25 protein-coding genes are annotated in these 26,608 nt (G+C 44.8%); 15 read left to right on the top strand and 10 right to left on the bottom strand.

Going from position 1 to position 26,608, the window contains the following annotated elements:
* Window positions 1–226 precede the first annotated feature (226 nt).
* Window positions 227–1,012: an ABC transporter ATP-binding protein gene (locus tag ITG12_RS21755; RefSeq protein WP_038875442.1), complete on the bottom strand. Its 786-nt coding sequence runs from the start codon at window positions 1,010–1,012 to the stop codon at window positions 227–229.
* Window positions 1,013–1,090: 78 nt separating this feature from the next.
* Window positions 1,091–1,849, bottom strand: a complete 759-nt coding sequence (locus tag ITG12_RS21750; RefSeq protein ID WP_038875514.1) for a siderophore ferric iron reductase — start codon at window positions 1,847–1,849, stop codon at window positions 1,091–1,093.
* Window positions 1,850–2,068: 219 nt separating this feature from the next.
* Here ITG12_RS21750 and ITG12_RS21745 point away from each other — a divergent pair, with 219 nt between their 5' ends.
* The 4 genes from ITG12_RS21745 to fhuB all read left to right on the top strand — a co-directional run bounded on the left by ITG12_RS21745 (window position 2,069) and on the right by fhuB (window position 8,370).
* The gene (locus ITG12_RS21745; RefSeq protein WP_248875055.1) at window positions 2,069–2,977 is read left to right on the top strand and encodes an AraC family transcriptional regulator; all 909 of its coding nucleotides are present in this window, start codon (window positions 2,069–2,071) and stop codon (window positions 2,975–2,977) included.
* A 206-nt stretch (window positions 2,978–3,183) separates the two neighbouring features.
* Window positions 3,184–5,331, top strand: a complete 2,148-nt coding sequence (locus tag ITG12_RS21740) for a TonB-dependent siderophore receptor (RefSeq protein WP_038875440.1) — start codon at window positions 3,184–3,186, stop codon at window positions 5,329–5,331.
* 91 nt (window positions 5,332–5,422) lie between these two features.
* A complete protein-coding gene (locus tag ITG12_RS21735) occupies window positions 5,423–6,376 on the top strand; it encodes an iron-siderophore ABC transporter substrate-binding protein (RefSeq protein ID WP_038875438.1) in 954 nt (317 codons plus the stop codon).
* Window positions 6,376–8,370: a Fe(3+)-hydroxamate ABC transporter permease FhuB gene (fhuB, locus tag ITG12_RS21730; RefSeq protein ID WP_038875436.1), complete on the top strand. Its 1,995-nt coding sequence runs from the start codon at window positions 6,376–6,378 to the stop codon at window positions 8,368–8,370. The genes ITG12_RS21735 and fhuB overlap by 1 nt, the downstream gene beginning before the upstream one ends.
* Window positions 8,371–8,528: 158 nt before the next feature.
* Here the strand turns inward: fhuB and ITG12_RS21725 are convergent, their stop codons facing one another.
* Window positions 8,529–9,416 carry a LysR family transcriptional regulator gene (locus tag ITG12_RS21725; RefSeq protein WP_038875433.1) on the bottom strand — a complete coding sequence of 296 codons (888 nt, stop codon included), beginning with the start codon at window positions 9,414–9,416 and terminating at the stop codon, window positions 8,529–8,531.
* A gap of 111 nt (window positions 9,417–9,527) precedes the next feature.
* Here ITG12_RS21725 and ITG12_RS21720 point away from each other — a divergent pair, with 111 nt between their 5' ends.
* The 3 genes from ITG12_RS21720 to ITG12_RS27730 all read left to right on the top strand — a co-directional run bounded on the left by ITG12_RS21720 (window position 9,528) and on the right by ITG12_RS27730 (window position 11,451).
* Window positions 9,528–10,721: a multidrug effflux MFS transporter gene (locus ITG12_RS21720; RefSeq protein WP_038875432.1), complete on the top strand. Its 1,194-nt coding sequence runs from the start codon at window positions 9,528–9,530 to the stop codon at window positions 10,719–10,721.
* 113 nt (window positions 10,722–10,834) lie between these two features.
* The gene (locus tag ITG12_RS21715) at window positions 10,835–11,182 is read left to right on the top strand and encodes a hypothetical protein (protein ID WP_038865307.1); all 348 of its coding nucleotides are present in this window, start codon (window positions 10,835–10,837) and stop codon (window positions 11,180–11,182) included.
* 134 nt (window positions 11,183–11,316) lie between these two features.
* A complete protein-coding gene (locus tag ITG12_RS27730) occupies window positions 11,317–11,451 on the top strand; it encodes a hypothetical protein (RefSeq protein ID WP_095760458.1) in 135 nt (44 codons plus the stop codon).
* Between the two features lie 71 nt (window positions 11,452–11,522).
* Here the strand turns inward: ITG12_RS27730 and ITG12_RS21710 are convergent, their stop codons facing one another.
* The 3 genes from ITG12_RS21710 to ITG12_RS21700 form a co-directional block, all read right to left on the bottom strand.
* The gene (locus ITG12_RS21710; RefSeq protein WP_038875429.1) at window positions 11,523–12,137 is read right to left on the bottom strand and encodes a glutaredoxin; all 615 of its coding nucleotides are present in this window, start codon (window positions 12,135–12,137) and stop codon (window positions 11,523–11,525) included.
* A 62-nt stretch (window positions 12,138–12,199) separates the two neighbouring features.
* Window positions 12,200–13,039: a DMT family transporter gene (locus ITG12_RS21705; RefSeq protein WP_042600010.1), complete on the bottom strand. Its 840-nt coding sequence runs from the start codon at window positions 13,037–13,039 to the stop codon at window positions 12,200–12,202.
* 398 nt (window positions 13,040–13,437) lie between these two features.
* Window positions 13,438–14,406, bottom strand: a complete 969-nt coding sequence (locus ITG12_RS21700; RefSeq protein WP_038875426.1) for a porin — start codon at window positions 14,404–14,406, stop codon at window positions 13,438–13,440.
* A 567-nt stretch (window positions 14,407–14,973) separates the two neighbouring features.
* Here ITG12_RS21700 and ITG12_RS21695 point away from each other — a divergent pair.
* Together ITG12_RS21695 and ITG12_RS21690 are read left to right on the top strand one after the other, a co-directional pair.
* Window positions 14,974–15,999 carry a porin gene (locus ITG12_RS21695; protein WP_038865316.1) on the top strand — a complete coding sequence of 342 codons (1,026 nt, stop codon included), beginning with the start codon at window positions 14,974–14,976 and terminating at the stop codon, window positions 15,997–15,999.
* 205 nt (window positions 16,000–16,204) lie between these two features.
* A complete protein-coding gene (locus ITG12_RS21690; protein WP_038875423.1) occupies window positions 16,205–16,819 on the top strand; it encodes a fumarylacetoacetate hydrolase family protein in 615 nt (204 codons plus the stop codon).
* Window positions 16,820–16,827: 8 nt separating this feature from the next.
* Here ITG12_RS21690 and ITG12_RS21685 read toward each other — a convergent pair whose 3' ends face one another.
* The 3 genes from ITG12_RS21685 to ITG12_RS21675 all read right to left on the bottom strand — a co-directional run bounded on the left by ITG12_RS21685 (window position 16,828) and on the right by ITG12_RS21675 (window position 18,778).
* Window positions 16,828–17,139 carry an AzlD domain-containing protein gene (locus ITG12_RS21685; protein ID WP_005435565.1) on the bottom strand — a complete coding sequence of 104 codons (312 nt, stop codon included), beginning with the start codon at window positions 17,137–17,139 and terminating at the stop codon, window positions 16,828–16,830.
* On the bottom strand, window positions 17,136–17,879 hold the full coding sequence (locus ITG12_RS21680; RefSeq protein ID WP_038875421.1) for an AzlC family ABC transporter permease: 744 nt from the start codon (window positions 17,877–17,879) through the stop codon (window positions 17,136–17,138). The genes ITG12_RS21685 and ITG12_RS21680 overlap by 4 nt, the downstream gene beginning before the upstream one ends.
* A gap of 71 nt (window positions 17,880–17,950) precedes the next feature.
* A complete protein-coding gene (locus ITG12_RS21675; protein WP_038875418.1) occupies window positions 17,951–18,778 on the bottom strand; it encodes an AraC family transcriptional regulator in 828 nt (275 codons plus the stop codon).
* Window positions 18,779–19,030: 252 nt separating this feature from the next.
* Between ITG12_RS21675 and ITG12_RS21670 the strand changes: the two genes are divergently transcribed.
* On the top strand, window positions 19,031–19,663 hold the full coding sequence (locus ITG12_RS21670; protein ID WP_038875415.1) for a LysE family translocator: 633 nt from the start codon (window positions 19,031–19,033) through the stop codon (window positions 19,661–19,663).
* 81 nt (window positions 19,664–19,744) lie between these two features.
* Complete coding sequence (locus ITG12_RS21665) at window positions 19,745–20,164, top strand: GNAT family N-acetyltransferase (protein WP_038875413.1); 420 nt, start codon at window positions 19,745–19,747, stop codon at window positions 20,162–20,164.
* Window positions 20,165–20,259: 95 nt separating this feature from the next.
* On the opposite strand, the gene ITG12_RS21660 is transcribed toward ITG12_RS21665, so the two are convergent.
* Window positions 20,260–21,954 (bottom strand): phospho-sugar mutase, encoded by a 1,695-nt coding sequence (locus tag ITG12_RS21660; RefSeq protein ID WP_038875411.1) that lies wholly within the window; start codon window positions 21,952–21,954, stop codon window positions 20,260–20,262.
* 329 nt (window positions 21,955–22,283) lie between these two features.
* On the opposite strand from ITG12_RS21660, the gene coxB reads away from it, so the two are divergent.
* From coxB to ITG12_RS21640, 4 genes are read left to right on the top strand one after another with little or no spacing between them, the layout of a single operon-like run.
* On the top strand, window positions 22,284–23,447 hold the full coding sequence (gene coxB / locus ITG12_RS21655; RefSeq protein ID WP_080869674.1) for a cytochrome c oxidase subunit II: 1,164 nt from the start codon (window positions 22,284–22,286) through the stop codon (window positions 23,445–23,447).
* Window positions 23,444–25,084, top strand: a complete 1,641-nt coding sequence (gene ctaD / locus ITG12_RS21650; RefSeq protein WP_038875408.1) for a cytochrome c oxidase subunit I — start codon at window positions 23,444–23,446, stop codon at window positions 25,082–25,084. Before coxB ends, ctaD begins: the two co-directional genes overlap by 4 nt.
* Window positions 25,085–25,105: 21 nt before the next feature.
* The gene (locus tag ITG12_RS21645; RefSeq protein ID WP_038875406.1) at window positions 25,106–25,711 is read left to right on the top strand and encodes a cytochrome c oxidase assembly protein; all 606 of its coding nucleotides are present in this window, start codon (window positions 25,106–25,108) and stop codon (window positions 25,709–25,711) included.
* 11 nt (window positions 25,712–25,722) lie between these two features.
* A complete protein-coding gene (locus tag ITG12_RS21640) occupies window positions 25,723–26,607 on the top strand; it encodes a cytochrome c oxidase subunit 3 (protein ID WP_009706156.1) in 885 nt (294 codons plus the stop codon).
* Window position 26,608: the final 1 nt, after the last annotated feature.

Raw genomic sequence — 26,608 nt, 5'->3', positions numbered from 1 at the left:
AATCAAGCTCTCACAAAAGTGGTAGTCTTTTTGGTTGCGATTGCGTTTCTGCATTATATGACGAGTCTGAATGCAGAGTGATTTTTGAAGGAACACTCATTTTTGAAGGAACACTCATCTCGAATGAATACAGAGATTCAATATCGAGATTAGCCTGCAGAGTTAGATCGAGTGCGTTTGTCTACAGGCATTTTGATTTTTCAGTAGATTAGCTCAATAAACTGAGCTATTCGCAGACGACCGCTACCTTCTCACTTGCGGCAGTGTTGGCTGGAACCGGGTGGTCGATCAGTCGAATCGGGGACTCATACAGTGCAGACAGTGCTTGTTCATCGAGTAACTTATCGGCGCTGCCTTCAAATGCTATCTGACCTTTCTTCAGAGCAACGATGTGTGTCGCGTAACGTAGAGCAAGGTTTAAGTCGTGCAGAATCACGACCACGCCAACGTTTTCTTTTTTATTCAGCTCTGACAGTAAACCCATCAGTTGGAATTGGTGATGAACATCCAGTGCTGATGTTGGCTCATCGAGGATCAATACGGGAGACTGCTGCGCAAGCAACATCGATACCCAAGCACGCTGGCGTTCACCGCCGGATAAATCGTCTGCTAATGCCTGTGAAAACTCGGCGACGCCCGTTCTCTCCATTGCTTGTTGGATGATGGATTGGTCTTCAGAGTTCCAACGACCTAACGCTCCCCGCCAAGGAAAGCGCCCTAAACGAACCAGCTCCGCTACCGTTAAGCCCGCAGAAGCAGGGAGCTTTTGCGGCAAATAAGCAATCTTCTTGGCTAGGTCTTTGCTTTTGAAGGCAGAAAGAGAGGTATCGTCTAACTTCACTGTGCCGTGGTCTGGGGCCATTTGCCCTGAGATCAAGTTAACCAGCGTAGATTTACCAGAACCATTGTGACCAAGAACTACGGTGAGCTCATTCGTCGGAATAGAAAGTTCGTCGATTGCGAGAATGGTTCGCTCATCACGAACGATTTTGATATTTGAAAGCTGAAACATGTCAGTCCTGTCTCCGACCAATAAAGCCGCTGATAAAAGCAAATGCTCTCTGCTGCTCTTTAATAATAGATGGTGATATTAAGCGATTTTTTTGTTTTCTGGGAGCCTTGGGCAATCGTCGCAATACTTTCCAGAGTCGCATTTGTAAACTAGACAACAGCTGACTCTTATCAGCCTAAGCATCCCTGAATTAGCATCGACCTTGAGGCTGTCTAAATGACTGTCCGGTAATTGGCATGCTTCTAACCAAAGCTTGGCTTGCTCGGTGATGTAATCATTGGTTAAGCTTGGCTCATGCTGCTGCAATTTGATCAAACTGCTTAGCAGTAGATCCGCTAACAAATGGTTGGTGAACCCTGGTCGGATACGTGTCCATTCATTTATCTGACTGCGGTAAAACTCGGTGAGTGCAAGTATGGCTGCACCAGCCTGAGGTATCAGTTCCTCGGGTGAACCGTGTTGATGGTCACCGTTAAAGAAGCGATAACCTGTGACGAACTCTTTGTACCTAAATTGACCAATATTCTTGATATCAGGTAGAGAGTGGAGGCCGTAAATAGAAACGAAAGTGACATAGATGGGCTGCCAACACACTAGATCCCAAGTTCGAGTTAACCAATAAGCTTTACCAGCTTCAGAGTGATTTTCCGCTAGACCATCGTAAACGCGTTTGATTTCGATATGACTCTTATCATTGGTCATCGCGATACTTCTGCTGCTCAGAGAACCATAGCTTCCACTTAGATAAGGTGTGACCTGCTTAGAGTAAGCGAAGATTTTCTGGTGTAGAGAAGGGGCTCTCCGACGAGTAATAATATTGTGCAACTGGGAAAGCATCTTAAACCAATGAATGAGAATTAGTTGCGTTATCATAGCTAACCTTATCGAGGATAACCATACAATATGGAGCATCTCCTCGGAGTTCTTGCACGCTAAGGGAGCTATCAATTGATTATGCATTACTCATTTTTAAGTGATAAAAGGCTCTTTAAATGATAAAAAGTATTTCTGTATCTACTATATTGTTGCCACTACCGAGATTATTAACGCGTGACTATGAACACACCTGCATTTGATCGTATCAGCCGTGTCTTGGCTTATATTCATGCGAACCTAAGCTCGGCACTATCGCTAGAAGATATTGCGAAACAGAGCTGTTGGTCTCGCTGGCAGCTGCAAAGAGTGTTTCAAGCCGAGACTGGGCTTACCGTCGCAAACTACGTCAGAGAGCTTAAGTTAAGCCAAGCGGCAGAAGAACTGTTGGATAGCAAGAAGCGAGTCATTGATATCGCTCTTGCTCTCGGGTTTAATTCAGAAATTAGCTTTAGCCGCTCGTTCAAGCAGATGTTTGGCTTAAGTCCTAGTCAATATAGAAAAGCGGGCAAAAGAACTGGGCTTCGTAAACCAATACAAGTATCGGATATGATGAGCGCAGCTGATAATGGCCCACTCAGTTTTGTCGAGGTACGCATTGATGAAAGAGAGTCATTCCTTGTTAAAGGCATCACTTCTGAAATCAGTGGTTTGTTTTCGTTGACCCAAGATTTTGCACAGAAAGTTCCTCAATTGTGGTCACGTTTAGAAGGGGAAGTAACGCTTCCAGACGCGGGTGCCTTTCAATTTATTGGCGTTGTCGATCTCACCCAGTCTTGCTTTGATGGTACCAACATTTACTACTGGGCTGGCATTGAGCTCCACGACGAGATTTCGATTCCGCAATTGCCGAGCATTATCTCTGATAAATTAGAGGTATTAACTATTCCAAAGCAAACCTACGCTGTAGTGAAACATTGCGGTCCTATTGAGAATCTTCGACATACTCTAAGCTGGTTTGTTCTTAACTGGTTGCCAAGTTCTGGTTATCGAGCCATCGATGGCTATGAGCTTGAAGTGTATCCCTTGGGTTATCGAGCTCATTCGACTGATGCGGTAATGGAATACTGGGTTCCTATTATTAAATCGTAGTCATATCCCACCTAACGCACTCTCTACAGAGCCTCTCGTTTAATAGGGCTAATTGTGCTTTTAATGAGCAACTGTTTTAGTTTTACTCAAAATAGGCCAAGTTCTTTTTGAACTTGCACCAAATTGTTAATTATCCCTTTTATAGATACATACAATGCAAATGAGATTTATTACTATTTAAGTTAAGCATTGGTACCGAGGGAATCATGACCACTCACGTTCGTTTTAAGTATTCATCATTGGCAGTCGCTTTGTTGACTGCATTTTCAGCGCAAGCTTTGGCGGAAGAAGCCGTTTCAGCGACAGATTCGAATATCGAAACTATCACTGTTTTAGGAAAAGCTTACCGTAATACCGCAACTAAGTCGGCTCTTGAGCCAGAGGAAACGCCTCAAGGTATTACCGTTATTGATGAAGAACAGTTAGAGCAACGAGGTGTTCAATCTTTGAATCAAGCCCTTCGTTATGCACCGGGTGTTGTAACCGAACAGAAGGGCGCATCAGTAACCATGTACGATACGTTCTCTATTCGTGGTTTTAGTAACAACCAAAGCTATTATGATGGTTTGGTGCTTCCATTCCTAACCGGTTGGAATCTACAACCTCAGATAGATCCTATTGCGATTCAGCAAGTTGAAGTATTTAAGGGGCCTACATCTGTGTTGTATGGAGCGATGCCACCAGGTGGTATGGTCAACATGATTGCGAAGACACCGCAAGAAGATGGGTCGACGAAAGTTGGTGTATCTACAGGTTCAAGGAACCTTATGGAAGCGTCAATTGATACTACAGGTCAATTAGGTGACAGTGACTTTTCTTATCGCTTGTTAGCACTTGCCCGTAAACAAGACAGCCAAGTAGATCACGCAGAAGAAGAGCGCTATGTGATTGCTCCTTCACTAGATTGGCAGTTGTCTGATAGAACACTTATCAACTTCAACCTTTACTATCAGAACGATCCATCGATGGGTACTAACTCTGCTATGCCATTAGAAGTGCTGAAGGCGAGTGATCCATCTGTGTCCATGGGTGACAAGAATTGGAGTACCTTTGAACGTGAAGTCTTGATGCTAGGCTATAAGATCAATCACCAAATTAACGATGATTGGACTTTCCTTCAGAATGCTCGCTATACCGATGCGTCTCTGTACCAAGAGAATACTTACCACACCGCTACTAACTTCAATCCTGCGACGGGCAGTTTAATCCGAAATGTTTACAGTACAGATGAGGATTCACAGAGCTTTGTTATCGATAACCAAGTTTCAGGTCGTGTCGAAATTGGTGGTTTAGAACACAATTTATTATTCGGTGTCGACTACCTAAAGCTAACAGGTGATTCTCTGTACAAAGAATTTACTGCGAATGCGAGTTTCTATGGGTTTGATGCTTATAATCCGAACAATGACCTTTTGGATAGAAGTCAGCTTCAAGAAAACTACCGTGAATCTCATGATATTACGACCGAACAGTTAGGTTTGTACTTCCAAGATCAAGTTCGTTATGACGCGTTGGTTTTATTAGCTGGTGGACGTTATGACATGTTTAAGGCAAGCGATGACAAAATTAGTTCTTACCCAACTTATGATGGAAAAGATGAAGCTGATCACAACCAGTTCTCGTACCGTGTAGGTGCTTTGTATGAGCTAGATAATGGTATTTCTCCTTTTGTAAGTTACGCGACGAGCTTTGAGCCAGCTGCTGGTACTGATATTAACGGCAACTCTTTAAAACCTCAGCTAGGTGAACAGATCGAGTTGGGTATTAAATACTTGTCTCCAGATATGTCACAGCAGGTTACTGCTTCTTACTTCCATATCACTAAGAAAGACTCAATTGCTGCTGATCCATCAGATCCTACATACCGTTCTAAGATTCAGCTAGGTGAGGTGCGCTCGCAAGGTATGGAGCTTGAAGGCAGATGGTTTGTTACTGAAGATTGGGATGTTAATGCGAGCTACACGTATATCGACATGGAAGTTACGGAAGATGCGAATCCAGATCTAGAAGGCACTACACCAATCTATGTACCGACACATGCCGCTAACCTATGGAGCAATTACTATGTCTATGGTGGTGCTTTATCAGGAACCCGCTTCAGTGTAGGTGCTCGTTACATGGGTGAAATGGAGATGGATGCAACGAATACTCAAGGCAAAGTGCCTTCTTACACGGTCGTCGATCTTTCAGTAGGCTATGACTTAGGTGAGGCAAGCGACACACTATCTGGTGCAACAGCTAACTTGCTAGTGAACAACTTATTCAATGAAGAGTACTACACCTGTTATGACCAATCGAACTGCTGGTTTGGTGCCGAGCAGTCAGTTGAGTTAAGCGTAAACTATGAATTCTAACTAAGTTAGCGTTCCCAATTTTAAAGCAGCCTTTTCTGGGCTGCTTTTGTCGTTTGTAGAAATCTCGAATTTAGATGAAGTAGGCAAATATATGAGCTTAAAATCAATCGCTTCCCATTTTTCTAAAGTAAAAAATTTGAATACAAAACTCGTTCTAACGATGTTAGCGAGTGCTTTATCGTTTAATGCGATGGCGGATTTCAAAGTAGAAGACAGTGAGGGGATTAAAACACTTGAAGCTCAACCTGTCAGAGTAGCAGCGCTTAACTGGGATGTCGCTGAGCAAGTGATTGAACTCGGTGTAACACCAGTAGCAGTACCTGATATTGCAGGGTATAGCGATTGGGTTGTTCAACCTGCGATTCCAGAAGGCGTGGCGGACATTGGCACTAGAACTGAGCCTAACTTTTCTGCTTTGAAGAAGCTAAACCCAGATGTAATTCTTATCGCTTCACCTCAGAAAGATCTTCAGGAGCGACTTTCAGAAATCGCGCCAGTACTTTACTACCAAACGTACAGTGAAGAGCACAGTAATGCGGCGGCGGCTATCGATAACTTCAAGAAGATAGGCCAATTGCTTGGTAAAGAAGAGCAAGCGAACAAGAAACTGGCTGCGATGGAGCAGCGTCTTGAGGTTCTTAAGGCTGAATTAGATAAAGCTTACCCGGGAGACAAGCCAAAAGTCACTTCTTTCCGTTTTGCGAGCACCACGTCAGTTTACATTTACGGTGATAACTCGATTCCGCAATACGCGCTTGAGCAGCTAGGTTTTGAAAATGCGTTGGATCTTCCGGCTAGTCAGTGGGGGATCAGTCAAAAGCGTATGACTGAACTTAAGAAGGTGAAGAACGGCATTGCACTTTACTTTGAACCTTTCCCGTATCAAGACAAGTTAGAGCGTTCTCCGGTTTGGAAGAGCATGCCTTTCGTTCGCAATGGTCAATTTAGCCCAGTAGCAGCGAGTTGGAGCTACGGCGGTGCTATGTCTATTTTGTATAACGCTGAAGCCATGGCGCAATCGTTGTTGATGCTAGCGGAGCAGTAATGAGATCCAGTGGTTTCATGATGGGGGCGGTGCTATTGCTCACCGCTCTTGTTCATTTATGGTTAGGCCAGTCAGAATTTGGTCCTGTTGGAGAGTTGTTCCAACAAGTCTCACAGATCAGTGACATCGCTACATTCAATAAAATGGTCGATGATTCATTTGAGTTGATGGCGTTAGTCTATGTTAACTTGCCTCGTTTGGTGATGGCGATTTTGGTTGGTGGAACACTCGGTACCATAGGTAGCTTGTTTCAACAATTAACGCAAAATCACATGATGTCTCCGCTTACCTTAGGTACATCGTCAGGTGCATGGCTTGGTCTGGTCATTCTAAATGTGGCCGCGCCGATGTTGGTGGCTCAGTATTCAGTTTGGTTTGCGCTGATAGGCGCGCTGCTTGCAATGGGTCTGATTGTTTCCATAGTTGGCATCAAAAACATGAGCGGCTTGCCAATTGTTTTGGCAGGTATGGCGGTAAACTTACTGCTAGGCGCATTTGCAACTGCAATTATTTTGCTCAACGACCAATATGCTCAGAACTTGTTCGTATGGGGAGCGGGTGATCTCGGGCAAAATGGTTGGGAGCAAGTGCTTTGGTTGATGCCTAAGTTACTGCCAATCTTTGCTATTTTCCTGTTGGCTCCGAGGGTTTTGACTCTTCTTTCGATTGGTACAGAAGGGGCTGCTGCGCGTGGTCTCAACATCGGTACGACTTTCTTTGTCCTAATGGTGATTGGCGTTTGGCTGGTTTCCGTGTCGATTACCTCGGTGGGTGTAATCAGCTTTATTGGTTTGATTGCTCCAAACATCGCGAGACATTTGGGCTTTTTAAAGGCGAAATCTGAGCTCATCGCTAGCTGCGTATTAGGTGCGCTATTGCTTTGTATGACCGACAGCTTGGCGATTTTCTTAGCGCAATGGTCTTTGGATATGATTCCTACAGGAACAGCAACCGCGGTGATTGGCGCTCCAGCTTTGATCATTATTGCTCGCAAGCAGATGTCGGCCCAAGATCAGCTATTTTTCTCAATGCCTAAAGGGCCAAAGTTTATTTCACCTTTGGCTTATTTCTTGTTGGGTGCAATGATTTCCGGTTTACTGGCGTTAAGTACATTGTCACAACCTTCTTCAGATATGAGTTATTTCATTATCCCAGATGCGTTTGAGTGGTCTATTCGCTGGCCTAGAATGTTAACCGCAATATTTGCTGGTGGCGGTTTGGCAGTGGCAGGTGTGATTTTACAAAGGCTCGTTTACAACCCACTTGCGAGCCCAGACATTCTTGGCGTATCGGCAGGTGCGGTGTTAGCGCTGATTTTCAGTAGCCTGTTTATGGGATACTCGATTCACTCGCTAAGCCCTTGGGTTGCGTTTTTGGGCAGTGCGATTGCACTTTGTTTGTTGCTGTTCCTTGGTAAGAAGCATCAGTTCGCTCCGTCTATCCTAATTCTGACCGGTATCTCGCTGACCGCGGTGTTAGAGGCTCTAGTGCAATTCTCTTTAACACGAGTGGGTGAGGGGAAATACACCTTATTGGCTTGGTTGGCAGGCTCTACGTATCGTGTTGAACCTGATGCAGCAATGATCATGGCTATCGTGATCACCGTTTGTATTGGCGTAGCTTTACTGTTGAGTCGTTGGGTGACATTAATTGCTACTGGTCGTCAGTTTGCAAGTGCAAGAGGGCTGAACATCAACATCGCCTATGTGGCTCTATTGTGTATCGTCGCGATTTTATGTTCGATGGTCACAACCACCATGGGGCCGGTCGCTTTTGTTGGCCTACTGGCTCCACATATTGCAGCTATGGTTGGTGCTCGCTTGGTTCGAGAGCAGATCTTATTGTCTTTCTTAATCGGTGCAGCCCTAATGTTGTTTGCTGATTGGCTAGGGCAAGTCGTGGTGTTCCCCGCTCAACTTGCTGCAGGTACGTTAGTTTCGATTATCGGAGGCAGCTACTTTATCTTTCTTTTGTTGAAATCTCGGAGTGCTTAGGATTGTATATTAGCAGATGGTTTTTGCATGATTAGACGTTGTGATTTGTTTTTAATAAGCAACGTTATAACGTCTTATCATATCACTCAAAACATTCACGACAGACCAACGCGCCCCTTGTGACTCTCCAATATCTTTGTTCTCAAAGAGTGAGTAGATTAGGCGCGCTTTTCTTCATCTAAGCGTGATTTAAGGTAGTCGAGAAACAGCTGAGTTCGGGTGTGTTGATAATCCAGTTTTGGATAGTAAGCGTAGACCGTCGCCTCATCAGCAGTGACATCGGGAAGTATCGGTATTAATGCTCCGGACTTAAGCTCTTCTTTGATCATCACATTATTGGACAGTAAAATTCCCATTCCGCGTTTAGCGCCATGGAAAAGAGCTTCAGGGTTCGTGGTCGCGAAATTTCCTGAAAGGCTAATACGCTTTCCACGGTTGGTTTTGAGCTCTCTTGTTGGCTTTTCACCCCAAATCAACATGTTATGTTGTGATAGTTCTTCAACCGTTTGTGGGGTTCCGTGTTTTTCAAGGTAACTAGGCGCTGCATAAAACTGGGCTTTGTGTTCGAACAATGGCGTTGCTTTAAAACTTAAAGAATTGAGATGTTCCAACTCCCTGCTGATGAATAAATCTAAGCTCAGTTCGGGGATTTGACCTGGTAGCGTTGTGATAAGTTGAAGTTTAATGTAGGGGTATTTTTCAAGAAAATCGTCCAGATAATGAACAAGGAACTTAGAGCCAACGGCCAGCGTTGCTCCAATCTTAAGTAAGCCTGCTGGAGATTGATTCACTGAGCGTGTTTCGTCTAGCACAGATTGCCAAGAGTCTAGCTGTACTTTGGCTCGTTCGTAGAATAGGGCGCCAGCTTCTGTTTGGCTGATGGAGCGTGTTGTTCGCTTGAGCAGTTGTACACCAATCTTATCTTCTAGCCACTGGATACGCTTACTAATGGCTGAGCTGGTGGTATTGAGCTTTCTGGCTGCCGCATTGAAGCTTCCTTCTTCTACTACACGAATATAGCTATTGACACTTTGAATCCAATCCATTTTATTCTATCCCCATAGGAAATAATTCTTTTCCATTTTGGTTTATTATCATCTTAGAGTAACAAATATACACTGTCTGTCGTGAAACTGTCATGATGTAAGGAGGGTATATTGCGTAAAACACCATTATTATTGGCGATGATGATCATCGCGACCGGTCAAGTTGGCGTCAGCATTTATCTTCCATCTTTGCCAATGATCGGACATGACCTTGAGCTTCCGCAGCATGCGATTCAAAACCTTGTCACGTTATTCCTTGTTGGCTTTGGTGTCTCTCAGCTTTTTTATGGCCCGCTATCCGACTCAATAGGGCGTAGGCCAGTATTCATTCTTGGTCAAAGCGTTTATCTCGTAGGTACGGTCATATGTATTGCGTTTGCAGACCATATTGTCGCTTTGGAAGCTGGAAGGCTATTACAAGGTTTAGGTGCGGGAAGCGCCTCTGTTCTTGGGCGCTCAGTATTACGAGACAGTTACGATGGCTCACAATTGACCAAGGCCCTTTCCTATATTTCGGTCACAGCATCAGTGATGCCGATAGTTGCGCCTTTGTTTGGTGGTTGGATCGCTTATCATTTAAGTTGGCATGCGGTGTTTGTCTTCGTATTGTTTTACTTAATCGCGATTTTTACGCTGGGCTTAATCGTTCTTCCAGAAACATTGCCTTATCCCAAGCGCCGTTTTGAACCTAAACGAGTCATATTGAATTACTTAACGCTGTTGACTAATAAACAAGTGATTGGCAGTGCGAGCTACAACTGGCTCAGTTATCTTTCTGCTCTGGTGACGTTGTCCTTATATCCATTTTTGATGCAGCAAGAGCTTGGATTAACTGCTGCAGACTATGGCTCGTTGATGATTGTCCCTTCAGCAGGGTTGTTAATGGGTAGTTTGGTGCTTAACTTAGTCAATTCGCGCTACAAAGAGCAGCAGATCCTATTGATGAGTTTTGTTGTCGTTGCTGCATCAGGAGTGATGCTACTGATTTTACCATTTACGGTTACGTCACTATTAGTTGCCTTCACTTGCTTGAGTTTTGCGCAAGGAATGTCGTTCCCGGTTTCAATCAGTTTGTTGTTATCCCCACACAAACAACAAGCAGGCGCGGTTTCTGCATTATCTGGGTCTATACAAATGTGTCTCGCAGGTTTGTTTGGCGGATATTTGGTGGAGTATTGGGTAACGAGCCAATATCAATTAGGTGTCTTCTATGTGTTGATTGCAGGGTTAAGCTGTGTTGTTTTGGCACTGAGTCAAATTCAGACGCCTACCAGTGGTTTGGCTCAACCAGAAAGCTCGCGTTGAATCTGCTTGCAAGCTTACGTGCTCCTTTCTAAAATGCGCAGCAAATTAGGCTCGCAGATGCTGACTCAAAAGCGTTGTGCGAGGAAAACGCCCGTTAATCGTTAGGTGAACCCATGCAACAAAACGAATTTGAAGCGCTATTAAAAGAAATTGGCGAAAAAGAGAACTTGCCTCAGGCTCTTGAACTACTAAAAGCATCTGAAGAAGAAGAGGTCGCTCAAGCAGCGGAATCACTAAGTGGTCAATTTGGCCTTGCGGAGGTCGATGGTGAAAAACGTATTTACCATATTACCTTCCAAGCTGACGAGTCTGGTGAAGAGAAAGAATTTGTTGAGCATGTCATGAATGAAGGCGATCACCTGATCAAATTTGCGGCTTGGTTCTTTGAAACTTTCTTTGAAATTAAACAAAAAGATACTTACAAAGCAGCAGGCAAAACGTACCAACAGCCCAAGCGTTAATCACTTTTTTGATTCGCTAGGATTAAATTTCTTGTAATTAAATTACAATTATTTTGTGATCTTTATCTTGTTTTTGGTGGTTTGTGGTGTAAAATTACAACATAAACCAGTCAATTACTTCTTAGGAGAAGGTCATGGGTTACGAACTTGGTGGCGTTTACATTGGTCAAATGATCGCAAAAGACGCGATGCACAAAGCGCTTTACGGTAAAACAAAGAAGAAGAAACCTTCAATGTTTGCTCGAGTAATGAAAAAGCTAGCGAATTAATAGGAAAAGCCCTGATTTGATATCAGGGCTTTTTGCTTTGTTAGAGATGTCGTGTTTCTGCTAGGTGATAATTATGCGCTTTGACTTGGGATCTCAACAACGTTGTTAGGCACTTTATCTAATCCCTTTTCCGCTAACCACTTTTCCAAGTTGTCTGCGCCTCCTATGTACTCTCCATCTAACCAAATTTGCGGCACCGTTACAGGTGTTTTCTCGCCAATGATGGCTTTCACTTCAGGTATCATTCGGTAAAGGGCTGCACTGTCTTTGACGACGTCATAGTATGTGTATTCTATACCCGTCTCATCCAGCAACTTTTTGGCTTTAACGCAGTAAGGACACGTCGCTTTGCCGTAGACAATATTGCCTTTAAGTTGATCGCGTTTAGTCCACTCAGCAATAACTGATTGAACAAGCACGCCTCGGTTTAGCGCTTCCCCTTGGCTGACGACTTTTCCTTCAACAACTAGGATAGGGGCGTGCCAAGCACCAAGTTTTAGTGGTTCCCACCAATGGGACAACCAATCTTTAACTTCTAGCTCTACGGAGACACCCGCTAATTCGTTTTCAAAAGTATCGGCAAGAATGTCTTTAGTTAGGGTGCATTCGCCACATGGAATATTAACCTTGAATGGTCCCCAGCTGCCTGCCCAACGATAAAGTGTCATTTTGATTGGCTGTGTCATACGATAATCCTCATTTCCTTTCCTGAAAATATAGAACTCAAAACCAAAGAAATTCTTTCAATTTACTTTCTTTTTTTTGCTTCCCAATGAGTGATGAAAGCAATTGAGCCAACGATAATCGCGGCACCCAACCATAATCGACCTGGTGGAACCCAGCTGAACACTAACCAACCGGCAAAGACATTAAGTGGTAATTTCGCGTGGTCAAAAGGTTGAACGAAAGACGCATCTGCTACGGCATAAGCTTTTACGACCGCCCATTGCGCTAAGGCGGTTAACACGCCAGCCGCAATGAGAATACCCCAAACATCCCACCCTTCTGGCATCACGAATGTTGGCACCGCAAGTATGATATTAAATGGTGTGATCAATAACAGTAGATAAACCACCATTGTTGACGGTGGATCATTGACTGATAATTTTTTCACCATCAGAGAGTAAGAAGCCCAGAAAAAAGCAGCGCCAACTGGCAACAGTGTCGCCCAGGTAAAAGAGTCAGACCAAGGCTCAAGGATGATCATTGCGCCAATAAAGCCAGTTAAGGTAGCGATCCAACGCGCTACCCCAACTTTCTCTTTAAGTATCAGACCTGAGCCTATAGTAGCAAACAAAGGCGAGGTCATTAACAACGCAATACCTTGCCAAATTGGCACTGGATACGCGAGTGCCCACAGCCATAGTTGGATCCCGATAACGGCAAGGAAAATACGTAGAGCGTGCCAACCAAAGTGGTTTGTGCGCAGTGATTGACGAATGCCTAGGGTGCGTAAATAAGGCAATATCGCAAAAAAGGCGATCGCGTATTGGAATAACGCAAAGGTCGTGGACGACACTCCAAAGTGTATACTCGCAACTTGAGCAAAACTATTAACGACGGCGAATGCTAAACCCGCGGTGAGCATCCAAGATGCACCTTGGACAGGATGATGATTCAATTGGATATTTCCGTTTTTAAAGAATGGCCAGAATCATACGTTCTATTCATAGGGTAGCCAATAAAAAAATGCCTCCCAGAGGGAGGCGACATTACCAATTTAAAGGACGTGCCTACCGAAGTAGGTACAAAGAACGAGAAGCACAAACGCTGCCATGCATTTGCTCGATTTAGTTATTGCAGCTAGTGTGCCAACTTTTAATTGGTTGATTTTAAAGGCCTAGATGAACATAGCTTGAGAAAGCCTAGAGGGAATGCACTAACTTCGGGATTAGGTGCATTAAAAGAAGGCAGGTTAGTGAGTACGATCAAAAAAGCCGACACAAGAGTGCCGGCCAAAAGACTCGCTATTAGGACAAGTTTTTATTAGAAGTCGTAACGTACGCCTAGACGTAGTGTGTCTTCACCTTCAGTTACCTTGCCTTCTCCATTCTTTTCTTCATCCAGCTGGTTCATGTAGTAAGAAAGGTAAGTACGGAAGTTGCTGTTAAGTTTGTAGTAACCAACCAGCTCAAAACCATCAACCGCGTCATATTTTGCTGCGCCATTTGGATCGTTCTCTTGGAAAGTGTATAGGCCAGCAACAGTAAACTTACTTGCTAATTTGTAGCTTGCTACAAGCTCGTAAGCGGTAAAGTCTTCAGAGTCATCAATGGCACCTTGAGAGTAAGTTCCTGCAAGGTATAAGTTTTCAAGAGAGTAGGCGATACCACCAAGAATTTGGTCTTCTGAGTTATCTTTATCTACATCGCCACCAGAGTAAGCAAGACCTAGGTCTAGGCCCATTGGTAGAGAATAAAGGCCAGAGATGCCGTATTTGTCTTGGCTGTCACCAGAGTTGGCTTGGTAAGTTGCTTGAACTTGTAGAGCATCAAATTCGCCACGGTAAGCGAATACGCTGTCTTGCTTATCAGAGGATGAATCAATAACTTGTTGAACACCTGAGAACTCAGTGATATCCGTCATATCAGAGATGATAACAGCAGCCATGTCTTGGCGACCTACCGAAAAATCACCTGCATCAGCACTTACACCAGCGTACATGTAACGGTTTTTAAACTCGCTTTTACCTGTTTTTTGTTCAGCTTCGTAAACACCAAAAGCAGATAGGCCATTACCGATATCTGTTTTACCTTTTAGATTTAGACGTGCACGAGATGCATCTTCCATAGTACCGTCAACTTCTGCACCGTCAGAACCGATGAAGTCGCCACGAAACTCCACGCGACCGCCAACTTTCAATTCAGTCCCGTCGTCTTTATACACGGTTGCTGCAAATGATGGTGCTGATACCAATGCTGTTAGAATCGCGGTAGTTAGTGCTGCCTTTTTCATTTTCTTATTACCCTAGTTGTAATCGATGAGCTTTCTTGCTCGATTTGTGTCGATGACGCTTAAGGTAAACCGCGAAAATGAAAGATAGATTTCTGTTACGTGATGATTCTATTGCATTTTTATTTCAAATGAGTGACAGGGGAGATATTGATGAAACCTTATAGAAAACAGGTTTTAGGTTTTTTTATGTTTCTGCTCCTTTAAGTGGACAGCCTAATTTTAAAAAAGTTCCTAATCATAATTTTCTTTTTGAAATGTAACAAAAATCCTCGTTAAACTCTGCGTTAATCACACAATTACAATAGCTTAGATAGTGATTTAGGCTTAAATGTAACAAAGTGTTTCTATTTTTGGGTGTTGTTTTCTTAAATTGTTGTCTGCTTATGGGTAAACGTTTGCCATTTTTCTTTTTTATTACATCTTTTCACTCTGCTCTTGGGAACTTCTGAAATACAGTGAGCAACAGTTGTTAAGCAAAAGTGACGCGACATTGGTGGAAGAGATGCCCCGGTCCACTTTTGTATAAGACTGACTTATAAACTAATGAATAAATACATGGATTTTATAATGAACAAAAAATTCCTAGCAGCAGCGATTGTTGCAGCAACATTCGGTACACAAGCAGTAGCAGTGGAACTTTACAACAACGACGGCACTACTTTCGCTATCGGTGGTCACGTATCTGTTAACCTAAACGGTTCAGAGCAAGGCGACACAGATGTAGGTACTAACTCTCCACGTATCAACTTCACAGCAACTCAAGACCTAGGCAACGGCTTCACAGCTGACGCTCGCGGTGAGTGGGCTCTTAACTACCTAGATGGCGGTGAAGAGTCATTCACTACTCGTCTTGGCTACCTAGGTCTAACTCACGACGTATACGGCCGTGCAGTTGGTGGTACTCAATGGGCACCTTACTACGATGTAGCTGGCGTTGCTGATATGCCAATCGCATTTGCGAACGACTTTATCTACGATGACCACGGTGCTCTAGGTACTGGTCGTGCGGACAAGATGCTTTCTTACCGCAACGCAATCGAGCTAGGTGAAGCTGGTGCAATCAACTTCGGTCTAGGTTGGCAAGGTGCTAAGACTGACGGTGCAGAATACGATGACCGTATGCAAGTTGCACTTTCTTACGCAATCATGGGCGCGAAAATTGGTTACACTTACAACGGTGGTGATATCCAACAAGCTAACTTTGTAGGCAAGCAATCTGCTGAATCTCACCTAGTATCTGCATCTTACGGTTCATACGGTCAAGGCCTATACGTAGCAGCAGTATACGGTTCAAACGAGAACATGAACTTCGGCACAAACGGCGCTCGCCTTGTAGACAGTGATGCGTACGAAGCGCTACTAGCATACGCTCTACCAAGCAGTCTAAACCTAAGCATCAACTACGAAATGGTTGAAGGTAAAGAGTTTAACCGCAGCAAAACTGAAACTGCACGTGAAGAGATGGCTGTTCAAGCAGAATACAACTTCACTTCTAAGTTTGTTGGTTACGCTGGTTACCAGTTCGACCTAAACGATGCTAACGATCGTAAAACAGACGACAAATGGGCACTTGGTGCTCGTTACTACCTATAATAGTAACCTGTCCTAGTTACTATAAAAGCCAGCCTCGTGCTGGCTTTTTTCATCTCTAATGTTTGATAAATGAGAGAGTTTCGCCTTGAAGGCGAGAGAGCAAAACGGGCTGAATGTCTTGTTTTTAACATTCAAGAGTGGGAACTAGTGTGGGCAACTCAATCAGTTAGATTATCATGTGCGTTTTGTTTTGCAGGGAAGAGCAATGAGCGTCATTCAGGTTGAAGAGAAGAAAGTCAAAGTTGGTAAAGTTCTGTGTGTTGGGCGTAACTATGTTGAGCATATTCAAGAGCTCAATAATGCCATGCCAGAACAAATGGTCGTGTTTAATAAACCGGCGACTTCCGTTTCAACCAAACTCACCTCATTTCATCAAGAGCCTTTGCATTACGAAGCAGAAATCTGTTTTCTGATCAAAAATGGTCAATACAATGCGGTTGGGCTTGGCCTAGATCTGACCAAACGCGGCTTACAATCGACCCTCAAAGAAAAAGGATTACCTTGGGAACGTGCTAAAGCGTTTGACGGTTCAGCAGTATTCAGTCGATTCCACTCTCTTAACGGTGTCGATATAGACGATCTCAACTTAGAGCTTTTGATTAACTGTGTTCATGTTCAAAAAGGGCACGTTAAACAGATGCTTTACCCACCAGTTAGTATTCTCGATGAGCTGAAGAGCTATACAACTCTAGAAGATGGCGATGTCGTGATGACAGGCACACCAAAGGGCGTGGGAGAAGTGCATCAAGGCGATGTCTTCCTTGGGCGTTTGAAGTGTGGAGACTTCACCTTGTTAGAGATTGAGTGGGTAGCTACTTAGTCGTGAGCTTACAACCAAATTCGAAGCAATAAGAACGCGACCATACTTACTATGGTGGTGAGCAAGACATTCTTGGTGAGGTACGCAATCGCAGCGGCTAATAGAGCAGCCAATAGAAATGGATTTTGCCATGTGACGCTCAGTTCACCCTCTGGCATAAATACAATTGGAGCCCAAATTGCGGTGAGTACTGCAGGGCTTGCGTAGCTCAACACTTTCTGAGTTCTTACGCCTAACCTAAGCGGTAACTTAGGTTCTAAGAACAGATAACGGCTGGTGAACACCAAGGCTGTCATGGCTAAGATAGACAAAAAGATCATTGGCGTTCCTCCTGTGTACTCTCAAGGTTTGGTGCTTTCGTCGTAAATTGTTCCACAAAATAGCCCGTCAACATGGCGAGAATGCTCGCGAACATCAAGCTTCCTTCTACTTGGTAGTAGTTCAGCGCCACTGAGCTAACTAATGCCACCAAGACACTGCATAACACGGGAATGCTTTTTATCGTTGGCACCACAATCGCGATAAAAGTGGCAGCAACGGCAAATTCCAATCCGAGCTCATTCAATTCAGGTATCAAACTGCCGGCAACGATGCCGGCAAGCGTTGCGAAGTTCCAGAAGAGATAAAAGCTTAACCCAGCGCCAAGGGCGTACCATCGATCAAATTGTTTATCGGATTGGTGCCCGACGATGGCAAATAGCTCGTCAGTGAGTAAGAAGCCAAGTGAAAGACGCCACTTTGCTGGCAAAGGCGAAATCTTACTGCGCATTGAAACGCTATAGAGAAAATGGCGAGAGGTAATGAAAAAAGTAGTCAGCAGCATCGTAGTCAAGCCAGCGCCTGCTTTAATCATCCCCATGGCTACAAGTTGGGCGGAGCCTGCAAACAGAATAGCGGAAAGCGCCTGACCTTCCAGAGGGTGTAAGCCAGTATCAATGGCAAATGAGCCGGCTAATAACCCCCAGGGCAACACAGCGATGCTCAATGGCATCATAGCGATGGTGCCTTGTAAAAAGAGCGAGGATTTTGAATTTTGATGAGTTGGCAAAGTAGTATCCATAACTTCAACTTAAATAGAAAAACATGCTGTTAAGGTAGACTGACCTCAGCACGCTGCCTTGTACAAAATTGCTAACAATGCTTGATGTACTGCCCAGGCGTTACGCCCATGGCTTTTTTAAAGTGACGATGCAAATGGCTTTGATCGTGAAAGCCACACTCTTGAGCAACATCAGAAGTCTTTTGTCCTAACTTGAGCAGTTTTTTCGCCATTCGGAGTCTCTGCTGAATTTGAAACGCGTGCGGCGGAAAGCCGAATTGTTTTTGAAACTCGCGCAACAAATGAAAAGGGCTTAATCCCGCCAATTTCGCAAGTTCTTCTAAAGAGACATCGGCTTGAGGGAAGTCTTCAAGAAACTCTTTGACCAGATGTACTTGCTTTTGCGCTTTGGTCGCATCTTGAAGAGAGGCTCGATGTGTACTGTGCTTGCTGGCAAGTTTGACCAACGTACCGTAGACAAGTGTCTCTCTTAGTAAGCGGTTATCGGATTTCTCTAGCGTATCGAATACCAACCGCAGTTGATTAGCGAGTTCTGGATCATAAACAACGGGTTGGGGGAAGTAGGGCTGTGCGACATTGGGTGCGCCGAGTTCTTCCCCGAGCGTTTGAAACTGCTCAGGTACGGGATACATGGCTTTGTATTCCCAACCGCCTTCTGACGCTGAGTGACCGTTATGCACCTCGTCGGCGTTGACAAGAATGATGCTGTCTTGCGGTGCAATATGATTTCCGCCAGTACGAAAGAACTGTTGCGCACCTTTTTCAATCACGCCAATGGTGTAGCCTTCATGGCTATGGCGAGAGAAATTTTGTTTTTCGTACTTTGCGTCGAGCAGCTCCAAGCCGCCCAGTTCTTGAGCAATCTTAAAAGTCGCGATTTCCTTATTCTTTTCTTTCATTTTCGTTCTGAATTGCTCAAGCGTAAATGGAGGGACAACGTCAACAGGAGTCTACCGGAACCATCCTGAGTATTTTTGTACAAAATTGCTATCAGTATTAAAAATAAATTCCAAAAAGGTTAATTGTTTTTAAAGTGAGCATTAAACCTTCTTTATTTTCTGATTTTAATATTCAATGGAGGTATTTGGTCTGGTCGTTGTTCAATCATTGGTATAAGATTCGCCGCCTGTTTTAAAAATCTAGTCCCAATCATGATCGATTTATCTGTACTCCCCGTTTATCTCACTGCTGTTGTTGCTCTCCTTTTATTACCCGGCCCAGACATGCTGCTGATTGCCAGTTCTAGTATGAGCTATGGCAAAAAAGTTGGTCTGTTTGCGAGCTTAGGCAACGCGACGTCCGGCGTGATCTTAACGCTGTTAGCGGCAATGGGCGTGTCGACCTTGATTGCAATGAGTCCAATCGCATTAAAAGTGCTCCATCTACTGGGGGGCGCGTACTTGCTCAAAATGGGCTGGGATTGTCTACGAGCGGACGTATCTGCTGCACCGGAGCTTGACCAGAAAAACAAAATGGCATCGACTTACTATCAGCGTGCCTTAATGAGCAATTTACTGAACCCCAAGGCGTTGGTGTTTTTCGTGATGTTTTTGCCACAGTTTGTATCTAGTAATATCACGGCATCTTCTGGTGAACAGATGTTGGCGCTAGGCTTAGTGCTGAATGTATTAGGCCTATTATTCAACATTTTACTGGTTGCTCTTGCTGGAACATTGGGGAAAGGTTTGGTTGAAAACGCTAAGTTCCGTATGTACCAAGGCAAGCTGATGGGATTAGTGTTTATTATTTTGGCAGTTTGGATGCTTAGTAGCTTCGCGATGTAAGAACAATCAGATTTTTATACAAAAGCCAGCACTCGCTGGCTTTTTGTTTTAGTATCACTCTGATTTCCAAGGAGTGGCAGTATGAAACTTGAATTTAAACTCAACCCAGAACAAAGCGATCTCGATTTTATCCGTGATGGCATCCGAGCGTATAACCGCATGCATTTACCGGATGGTGATGTAAATGCCATTGGCTGTTTTGCCCGTAATGACGAGGGTAAAGTGATTGGTGGACTCACGGGAGAGATATTCAATAACAACGTGTTCGTTGAATATCTTTGGGTAGATGCAGAGGCACGCACTTCGGGATTGGGAAGCAAACTGATTTCTCTACTGGAAGAACAAGCGAAATCACATGGGGTGACGCACTTGTATCTCGATACTTATAGCTTTCAAGCACTCGATTTTTACTTGAAATTGGGTTTTGAAAAAGTAGGGCAGTATTCAGGTTACCCAGCAGCAGGCATTGATAAACATTTCCTGCAAAAACAGATTGCTTGATTTGGTTTGAATTGAACAAAAAAAGAGGCGCTCGATGCGCCTCTTTTACTATTTACTATTTGCTGTTGTCACAGAGTCAATGTTTCAAACCTGAATTACAAGCTTTGTTGATGTGCTTCGATCAATGCGTTCATCTTCGCTTCCGCTGCTTGGTTAGCTTGCGCGTAATTCATCTCTGCTGGGAAGTCGCTGATCACTTCGTAATAACACTTCAACTTCGGTTCAGTACCTGAAGGGCGAACAATCACGCGTGATTTGTCTTCTAGGTGGTAAACCAATACGTCACTTGCAGGCAAGTCAATCGCTTCTGTTGGACAATCGGTCACAAATCGAAGTGATGACTTCAGATCTTCAATGACTTCAATGCGTTTACCCGCGATCTCTTTCGGTGGGTTCGCGCGAAGTTTGTCACCGATTGGTGGTGATTTAGGGTCAAGCGCAATGCTGCGTTGCGCGTTGAAGTAGAAACCGTGTTGGCGGTATAACTCTTCTAACTTATCCCACAGCGTTTTGCCTTGTGCTTTCAACTTACCTGTTAATTGAGAGAAAGCGACCAGTGCTGACAAGCCATCTTTATCCCAAACCTTGTTGCCTACCGTGTAGCCTAGTGCTTCTTCGTAAGCGAATAGGAACGGATTTGCATCTGTCTCTTGTGTCATTGCTACGTTGGTTAGCCATTTAAAGCCAGTTAACGTTTGGTAGTATTCTGCGCCATGTGCTTTCGCAATACTGCTCAATAGACGAGAAGACACAATGGTATTCCCAACAAGCGCGTTTGGTTGATCTTGCAGTAAGTAGTCACCAAACAATGAACCCACTTGGTCACCCGTTAGCATTTGGTATTCGCCATCTGGGCGTTTTACTGCCACGGCAAAGCGGTCTGCGTCAGGATCGTTCGCGCAAGCTATGTCGGCATTAACAGATTTACCCAGTGCCATCACCATGTCCATTGCACCTGCTTCTTCAGGGTTTGGGAAGTTTACGGTAGGGAACGTGCCGTCCGGTTCGCGCTGCTCTGGAACACTTGCCACTTTTTTAAAGCCAGCGTCTGCGAGCAACGTTTCTGCCATGTCCGCACCGACACCGTGCATTGCCGTGTAAACAATCGAGATGTCTGTGTTGCTGTTTGGTGTAAGCAGCGCGTTGTCGTTCATTGTCTTACGGTACGTTTGGTAGTACTCGTCTTCAAGCCAAACTAATAGACCTTTTTGCTTCGCGTCGTCGAGTGACATTAGAGGAAGCGGTTTTGTTGTCGCATCATCAATCTTGGCTGCAATACCAGAATCGTGTGGTGGAATGATTTGCGCGCCATTTTCCCAGTAGACTTTAAATCCATTGTACTCAGGTGGGTTATGGCTTGCGGTAACGACGACAGCCGCTGCTGCATTCAATTCACGCACACCAAAAGCAACAATTGGTGTTGCCGCTACTTTATAGGTTAGATAAACCTTGATACCTAAAGCAGTAAGAACGGAGGCTGTATCGTGTGCGAACTGCTTGGAATCTGGACGACCATCATAGCCAATCACGACTCCGCGAGAAGCGGCGTCTTTTACTTGTTCAATCAGGTAGTGACCGAGACCAGTTGCCGTTTCTTGAATCACTAAGCGGTTCATGCGGTTTGGACCAGCACCAACTTTACCGCGCAGACCTGCCGTACCAAATGCTAAGCGTGAGCCAAATCGATCTGTCAGTTCTTGTTCATTATTTGTATCGACTAGGTGCTGGAGCTCTTCGCGGGTTTTAGGGTCAGGGTCTCGTGCTAGCCACTGAGTAATTTGTGTTGTCATATTCATCTTTCCTTAGCAGGGGGAACCTACTTGTTTAGACACTTTAATTCGGAAAGTGTCCCAATGTTTTCTTTTTACTAATGTAAATGGTTCTCAATTACATTTCAAAGAGGGCAATCGATAAACCGAATTTATTTTTCTCTCTACACGAAATTTATTCACGGTTAATTTCTTGAAGAACTATTGAACTATAACTAGCCTTTTAACATAAATATAACAAAGAGTGCTGAAATCGTAGTTTTTATGATTTTTTGTAAATTTGTTCGATATTTGCATCGGGAAGCAAGGAAGCTCGCGCAAGCGCAGCGGCTGAGCAGAGGAGAGATCTTTTGAAAAGATTAGCAACTACTCTAGCCTTATTAGCGAATGTGATTTTTATCACATTTTCTTCGTCCAGTTGGTCAGAGCAAAATGATTACAACATGACACGGGGTGTTACGGGGATCAGTGAGCAAGTGTATGAATTACATATGCTGATCTTCTACATTTGCTGTGCCATCGCCTTCGTTGTGTTTGGCGTAATGTTCTACTCCATCTTCCGGCACCGAAAGTCAAAAGGAGCAGTTGCGGCAAATTTCCATGAAAGCACCAAAGTGGAGATTATCTGGACCATCATCCCCGTCATCATACTCATTGCGATGGCAATTCCGGCGACCAAAACGCTGGTGGCCATGGAAGACACCAGCCAATCTGACCTCACGATTAAGATAACCGGCTCACAATGGAAATGGCACTACAGCTACTTCGGCGAGGACGTCGAATTCTTCAGCCTTCTTGCTACCAGTCAGAAAGAAATTGATGGCATCGAAGCGAAAGGTGCACACTACTTACTCGAAGTGGATAACCCGCTCGTTTTACCAATCAACCGTAAAGTTCGTTTCTTAATGACGTCTGATGACGTAATCCACTCCTGGTGGGTGCCTGATTTCGCAGTTAAGAAAGATACGATTCCAGGCTTTATCAATGAAGCGTGGACCAAGATTGATGAGCCGGGTGTTTATCGTGGTCAGTGCGCAGAACTTTGTGGCCGAGCACATGGGTTTATGCCAGTTGTCGTACACGCGATGGCGGAAGATGATTTCGAACAGTGGATGACAGACAAGAAACAAGAAATTGCTCTGCAGAAAGCTGTTGCACAAGAGGCATTGACGCAAGACCTTTCAATAGAAGATTTGATGGGACAAGGTGAGTCGATTTACACCGCGCGCTGTGCCGTATGTCATCAAGCTAACGGTGAAGGTATTCCGGGGGCGTTCCCTGCGATTAAAGGCAGCGAGATCGCCAAAGGTCCGGTCATTGCTCACATCGACGTACTGGTAAATGGTCGCGCAGGGACAGCGATGCAAGCTTTTGCTAACCAACTTAGCGACCAAGAAATTGCTGCTGTTATTACCTATCAACGGAATGCTTGGGGAAATGATACCGGCGATACCGTTCAAGCATCCGATGTTAACGCCTTTAAGGCACAAGAAAGTGCCAAGGAGGAAATATGAGTAAGCCAATTGAAAAAGCGGTGAAGTCTGCTCCTGCAGAAGCGCAAACTACTGCAAACACCACCATTGCGATTGAAGACGACCACGATCATCATCACGCACCAAAAGGGCTAGCGCGTTGGCTTTATTCCACCAGTCATAAAGACATCGGTACGCTTTATTTATGGTTTAGTTTTGCCATGTTCCTCACTGGCGGTGCGATGGCGATGGTCATTCGCGCTGAGTTGTTCCAACCGGGTTTGCAATTGGTTGACCCTCAGTTCTTTAACCAAATGACGACGGTGCATGGTTTGGTGATGGTATTTGGTGCCGTCATGCCTGCGTTTACCGGCTTAGCTAACTGGATGATCCCAATGATGATTGGCGCTCCAGATATGGCGTTACCGCGAATGAACAACTTGAGCTTTTGGATCTTACCTTTTGCTTTCCTCATTTTGATCGGCTCTTTGTTCTTACCGGGTGGTGGTCCTGATTTCGGGTGGACTTTCTACGCGCCACTTTCTACAACCTACGGCCCTGACAGTACGGCGTTGTTTGTTTTCTCAGTCCATATCATGGGTATCAGTTCCATCATGGGTGCCATCAACGTCATCGTGACCATTGTAAATATGCGAGCACCGGGCATGACATGGTTCAAGTTGCCAATGTTCGTCTGGACTTGGCTGATCACGGCGTTCTTGTTGATCGCGGTGATGCCCGTACTAGCCGGTGCGGTGACCATGGTACTGACCGACAAATACTTCGGTACCAGCTTCTTTGATGCCGCTGGTGGCGGTGACCCAGTGATGTTCCAGCACATCTTTTGGTTCTTCGGTCACCCAGAGGTGTACATCATGATCTTGCCTTCGTTTGGTATTGTTTCGGCAATCATCCCTGCGTTTAGTGGCAAGAAGTTGTTCGGTTACCATTCGATGGTTTACGCAACTTGTAGTATCGCGCTGCTTTCATTCCTAGTGTGGGCGCATCATATGTTTACCACAGGGATGCCAGTATTCGCCGAACTTTTCTTCATGTACTGCACCATGTTAATAGCCGTGCCAACCGGGGTGAAAGTGTTTAACTGGGTAGCGACCATGTGGAGAGGTGCAATGACGTTCGAGACACCGATGTTATTTGCCATCGCCTTTATTGTTCTTTTCACAATAGGTGGTTTCTCAGGCTTGATGCTGGCAATTGTGCCTGCGGACTTCCAATACCACGATACGTACTTTGTCGTAGCACACTTCCACTATGTATTGGTGTCAGGTGCGGTGTTCTCGATTATGGCGGCAGCGTATTACTGGCTACCGAAGTGGACGGGCAATATGTATGACCACAAGCTGAGTCTGTGGCATTTCTGGTGCTCAATTATCTCGGTTAACGTACTGTTCTTCCCAATGCATTTCTTGGGCTTAGCTGGGATGCCACGACGTATTCCCGATTACGCCATCCAGTTTGCTGACATAAACCAAATCGTGTCGATAGGTGGCTTTGCCTTTGGTCTTTCCCAACTGATCTTCCTCTGGCTAGTGATTAAATGCATCCGTGGCGGTGAAAAAGCGCCAGCCAAGCCATGGGAGAGGGCGGAAGGTCTAGAGTGGACAGTACCAAGTCCAGCGCCACACCACACGTTCACAACGCCGCCAAACGTCGATTAAGAAAAGAGTGAGGTGAGCGAGATGCAAGCTAATTCATCCAATAAGAAACTCACTATCAAGTTGCTGTTAGCGACAGCAATGATGTTCGGCTTCGGTTTTGCCCTCGTACCGCTCTACGACATTATGTGCGATGCATTGGGTATTAACGGTAAAACCAGTGAGGTCGCAGCGATTCAACCCACAGGAATGCAAGCGGATATCAGTAGAACGATTCGTGTGGAATTTATGGCGCACGTCAGTCCAGACATGCCTTGGGAGTTCAAACCAAAAGTTGTATCCATGGATGTTCATCCTGGTGAAGTGATTCAAACTGAATATCTTGCTTTTAATCAAAGCGGTGAAGATTTAGTAGGACAAGCTGTGCCCTCCGTATCGCCGGGTACTGGTGCGGCTTACTTCAATAAGATCGAGTGTTTTTGCTTTAATCAACAACCATTGGAAGGTAAGCAACAAGCGAGTATGCCTTTGATTTTCTACATCGAGCCGGACGTGCCGGATTCAATTCATACATTGACCTTGTCTTACACACTCTACAAATTTCCTCCTCAATCGGGCGAGTCTTCGACAGCTAGCCTCTCAGGGAGTGAGAAACAGACCTTAACGCCTCAAACCAAAGCGCGTCTGTAAGGAGAGAACTCATGAGTAACAAGCCTGATACCTATTATGTTCCCGCACAAAGCAGTTGGCCTATTGTAGGTGCATTTGCGTTATTCCTTGTCGCTGTCGGTGCTGGAATGACCGTTCAAGGCACTCAAAGTGACGGTGCGGTTGGGACGCTAGGCGGCATTATTCTTGCGGTTGGTATGCTGTTTTTGCTTTACATGTTGGCCGGGTGGTTCAGTAACGTCATCACCGAATCCCTTACCGGAAAGTACAGCGCGCAAATTACACGTTCATTTCGACAAGGGATGAGCTGGTTCATCTTTTCAGAAATCATGTTCTTTGGTGCGTTCTTTGGTGCTCTGTTCTACGCAAGAATGATTTCCGTGCCTTGGTTAGGTGGCGCAGATAACAATGCCATGACTCATGAAGTGCTGTGGCCAGCTTTCGAGGCGATATGGCCGCTCACTACCACGCCGGGTGGTGATACGACTCAAGCAATGCCGTGGCAAGGCATTCCATTAACCAATACGATTTTGCTGCTATTGTCTTCGATTACGTTACATATGGCACACATCAGCTTAGAACAAGATAAGCGAACGGCGCTGATTGTCTGGTTGGAGATCACCATCGTCTTAGCGGGTTTCTTCCTCTATTACCAAGCGGTCGAGTATGCCCACGCCTATCAAGATATTGGTCTGACACTGCAATCGGGCGTTTATGGCAATACCTTCTTTATGCTCACGGGCTTCCATGGTTTGCACGTGTGCCTCGGTACCATTTTCCTCATCGTATTGCTGTTTCGCATCGCCAAGGACCACTTTTCACCTAAAAACCATTTTGCGTTCCAAGCGGGCAGCTGGTATTGGCACTTTGTAGATGTGGTTTGGCTGTGTTTATTTGTTTTTGTTTATGTCCTGTAAA

It is taken from the genome of Vibrio sp. ED002 (genome assembly GCF_023277445.1).
In the GTDB taxonomy this organism is placed as follows: Bacteria; Pseudomonadota; Gammaproteobacteria; order Enterobacterales; family Vibrionaceae; genus Vibrio; species Vibrio jasicida.
This window is presented reverse-complemented; position numbering and strand designations above follow the sequence as displayed.

What these genes read in the sequence shown, in the direction of transcription:
- ITG12_RS21735 (WP_038875438.1), top strand. Translation starts at nt 5,423, where the DNA reads ATGAGCTTAAAATCAATCGCTTCCCATTTTTCTAAAGTAAAAAATTTG.
- fhuB (WP_038875436.1), top strand. Translation starts at nt 6,376, where the DNA reads ATGAGATCCAGTGGTTTCATGATGGGGGCGGTGCTATTGCTCACCGCT.
- ctaD (WP_038875408.1), top strand. Translation starts at nt 23,444, where the DNA reads ATGAGTAAGCCAATTGAAAAAGCGGTGAAGTCTGCTCCTGCAGAAGCG.
- ITG12_RS21670 (WP_038875415.1), top strand. Translation starts at nt 19,031, where the DNA reads ATGATCGATTTATCTGTACTCCCCGTTTATCTCACTGCTGTTGTTGCT.
- ITG12_RS21690 (WP_038875423.1), top strand. Translation starts at nt 16,205, where the DNA reads ATGAGCGTCATTCAGGTTGAAGAGAAGAAAGTCAAAGTTGGTAAAGTT.
- ITG12_RS21680 (WP_038875421.1), bottom strand. Translation starts at nt 17,879, where the DNA reads ATGGATACTACTTTGCCAACTCATCAAAATTCAAAATCCTCGCTCTTT.
- ITG12_RS21740 (WP_038875440.1), top strand. Translation starts at nt 3,184, where the DNA reads ATGACCACTCACGTTCGTTTTAAGTATTCATCATTGGCAGTCGCTTTG.
- ITG12_RS21645 (WP_038875406.1), top strand. Translation starts at nt 25,106, where the DNA reads ATGCAAGCTAATTCATCCAATAAGAAACTCACTATCAAGTTGCTGTTA.
- ITG12_RS21660 (WP_038875411.1), bottom strand. Translation starts at nt 21,954, where the DNA reads ATGACAACACAAATTACTCAGTGGCTAGCACGAGACCCTGACCCTAAA.
- ITG12_RS21715 (WP_038865307.1), top strand. Translation starts at nt 10,835, where the DNA reads ATGCAACAAAACGAATTTGAAGCGCTATTAAAAGAAATTGGCGAAAAA.
- ITG12_RS21640 (WP_009706156.1), top strand. Translation starts at nt 25,723, where the DNA reads ATGAGTAACAAGCCTGATACCTATTATGTTCCCGCACAAAGCAGTTGG.
- ITG12_RS21685 (WP_005435565.1), bottom strand. Translation starts at nt 17,139, where the DNA reads ATGATCTTTTTGTCTATCTTAGCCATGACAGCCTTGGTGTTCACCAGC.
- ITG12_RS21710 (WP_038875429.1), bottom strand. Translation starts at nt 12,137, where the DNA reads ATGACACAGCCAATCAAAATGACACTTTATCGTTGGGCAGGCAGCTGG.
- ITG12_RS21750 (WP_038875514.1), bottom strand. Translation starts at nt 1,849, where the DNA reads ATGCTTTCCCAGTTGCACAATATTATTACTCGTCGGAGAGCCCCTTCT.
- ITG12_RS21700 (WP_038875426.1), bottom strand. Translation starts at nt 14,406, where the DNA reads ATGAAAAAGGCAGCACTAACTACCGCGATTCTAACAGCATTGGTATCA.
- ITG12_RS21675 (WP_038875418.1), bottom strand. Translation starts at nt 18,778, where the DNA reads ATGAAAGAAAAGAATAAGGAAATCGCGACTTTTAAGATTGCTCAAGAA.
- ITG12_RS21725 (WP_038875433.1), bottom strand. Translation starts at nt 9,416, where the DNA reads ATGGATTGGATTCAAAGTGTCAATAGCTATATTCGTGTAGTAGAAGAA.
- ITG12_RS21755 (WP_038875442.1), bottom strand. Translation starts at nt 1,012, where the DNA reads ATGTTTCAGCTTTCAAATATCAAAATCGTTCGTGATGAGCGAACCATT.
- ITG12_RS21665 (WP_038875413.1), top strand. Translation starts at nt 19,745, where the DNA reads ATGAAACTTGAATTTAAACTCAACCCAGAACAAAGCGATCTCGATTTT.
- ITG12_RS21705 (WP_042600010.1), bottom strand. Translation starts at nt 13,039, where the DNA reads ATGCTCACCGCGGGTTTAGCATTCGCCGTCGTTAATAGTTTTGCTCAA.
- ITG12_RS27730 (WP_095760458.1), top strand. Translation starts at nt 11,317, where the DNA reads ATGGGTTACGAACTTGGTGGCGTTTACATTGGTCAAATGATCGCAAAA.
- ITG12_RS21695 (WP_038865316.1), top strand. Translation starts at nt 14,974, where the DNA reads ATGAACAAAAAATTCCTAGCAGCAGCGATTGTTGCAGCAACATTCGGT.
- ITG12_RS21745 (WP_248875055.1), top strand. Translation starts at nt 2,069, where the DNA reads ATGAACACACCTGCATTTGATCGTATCAGCCGTGTCTTGGCTTATATT.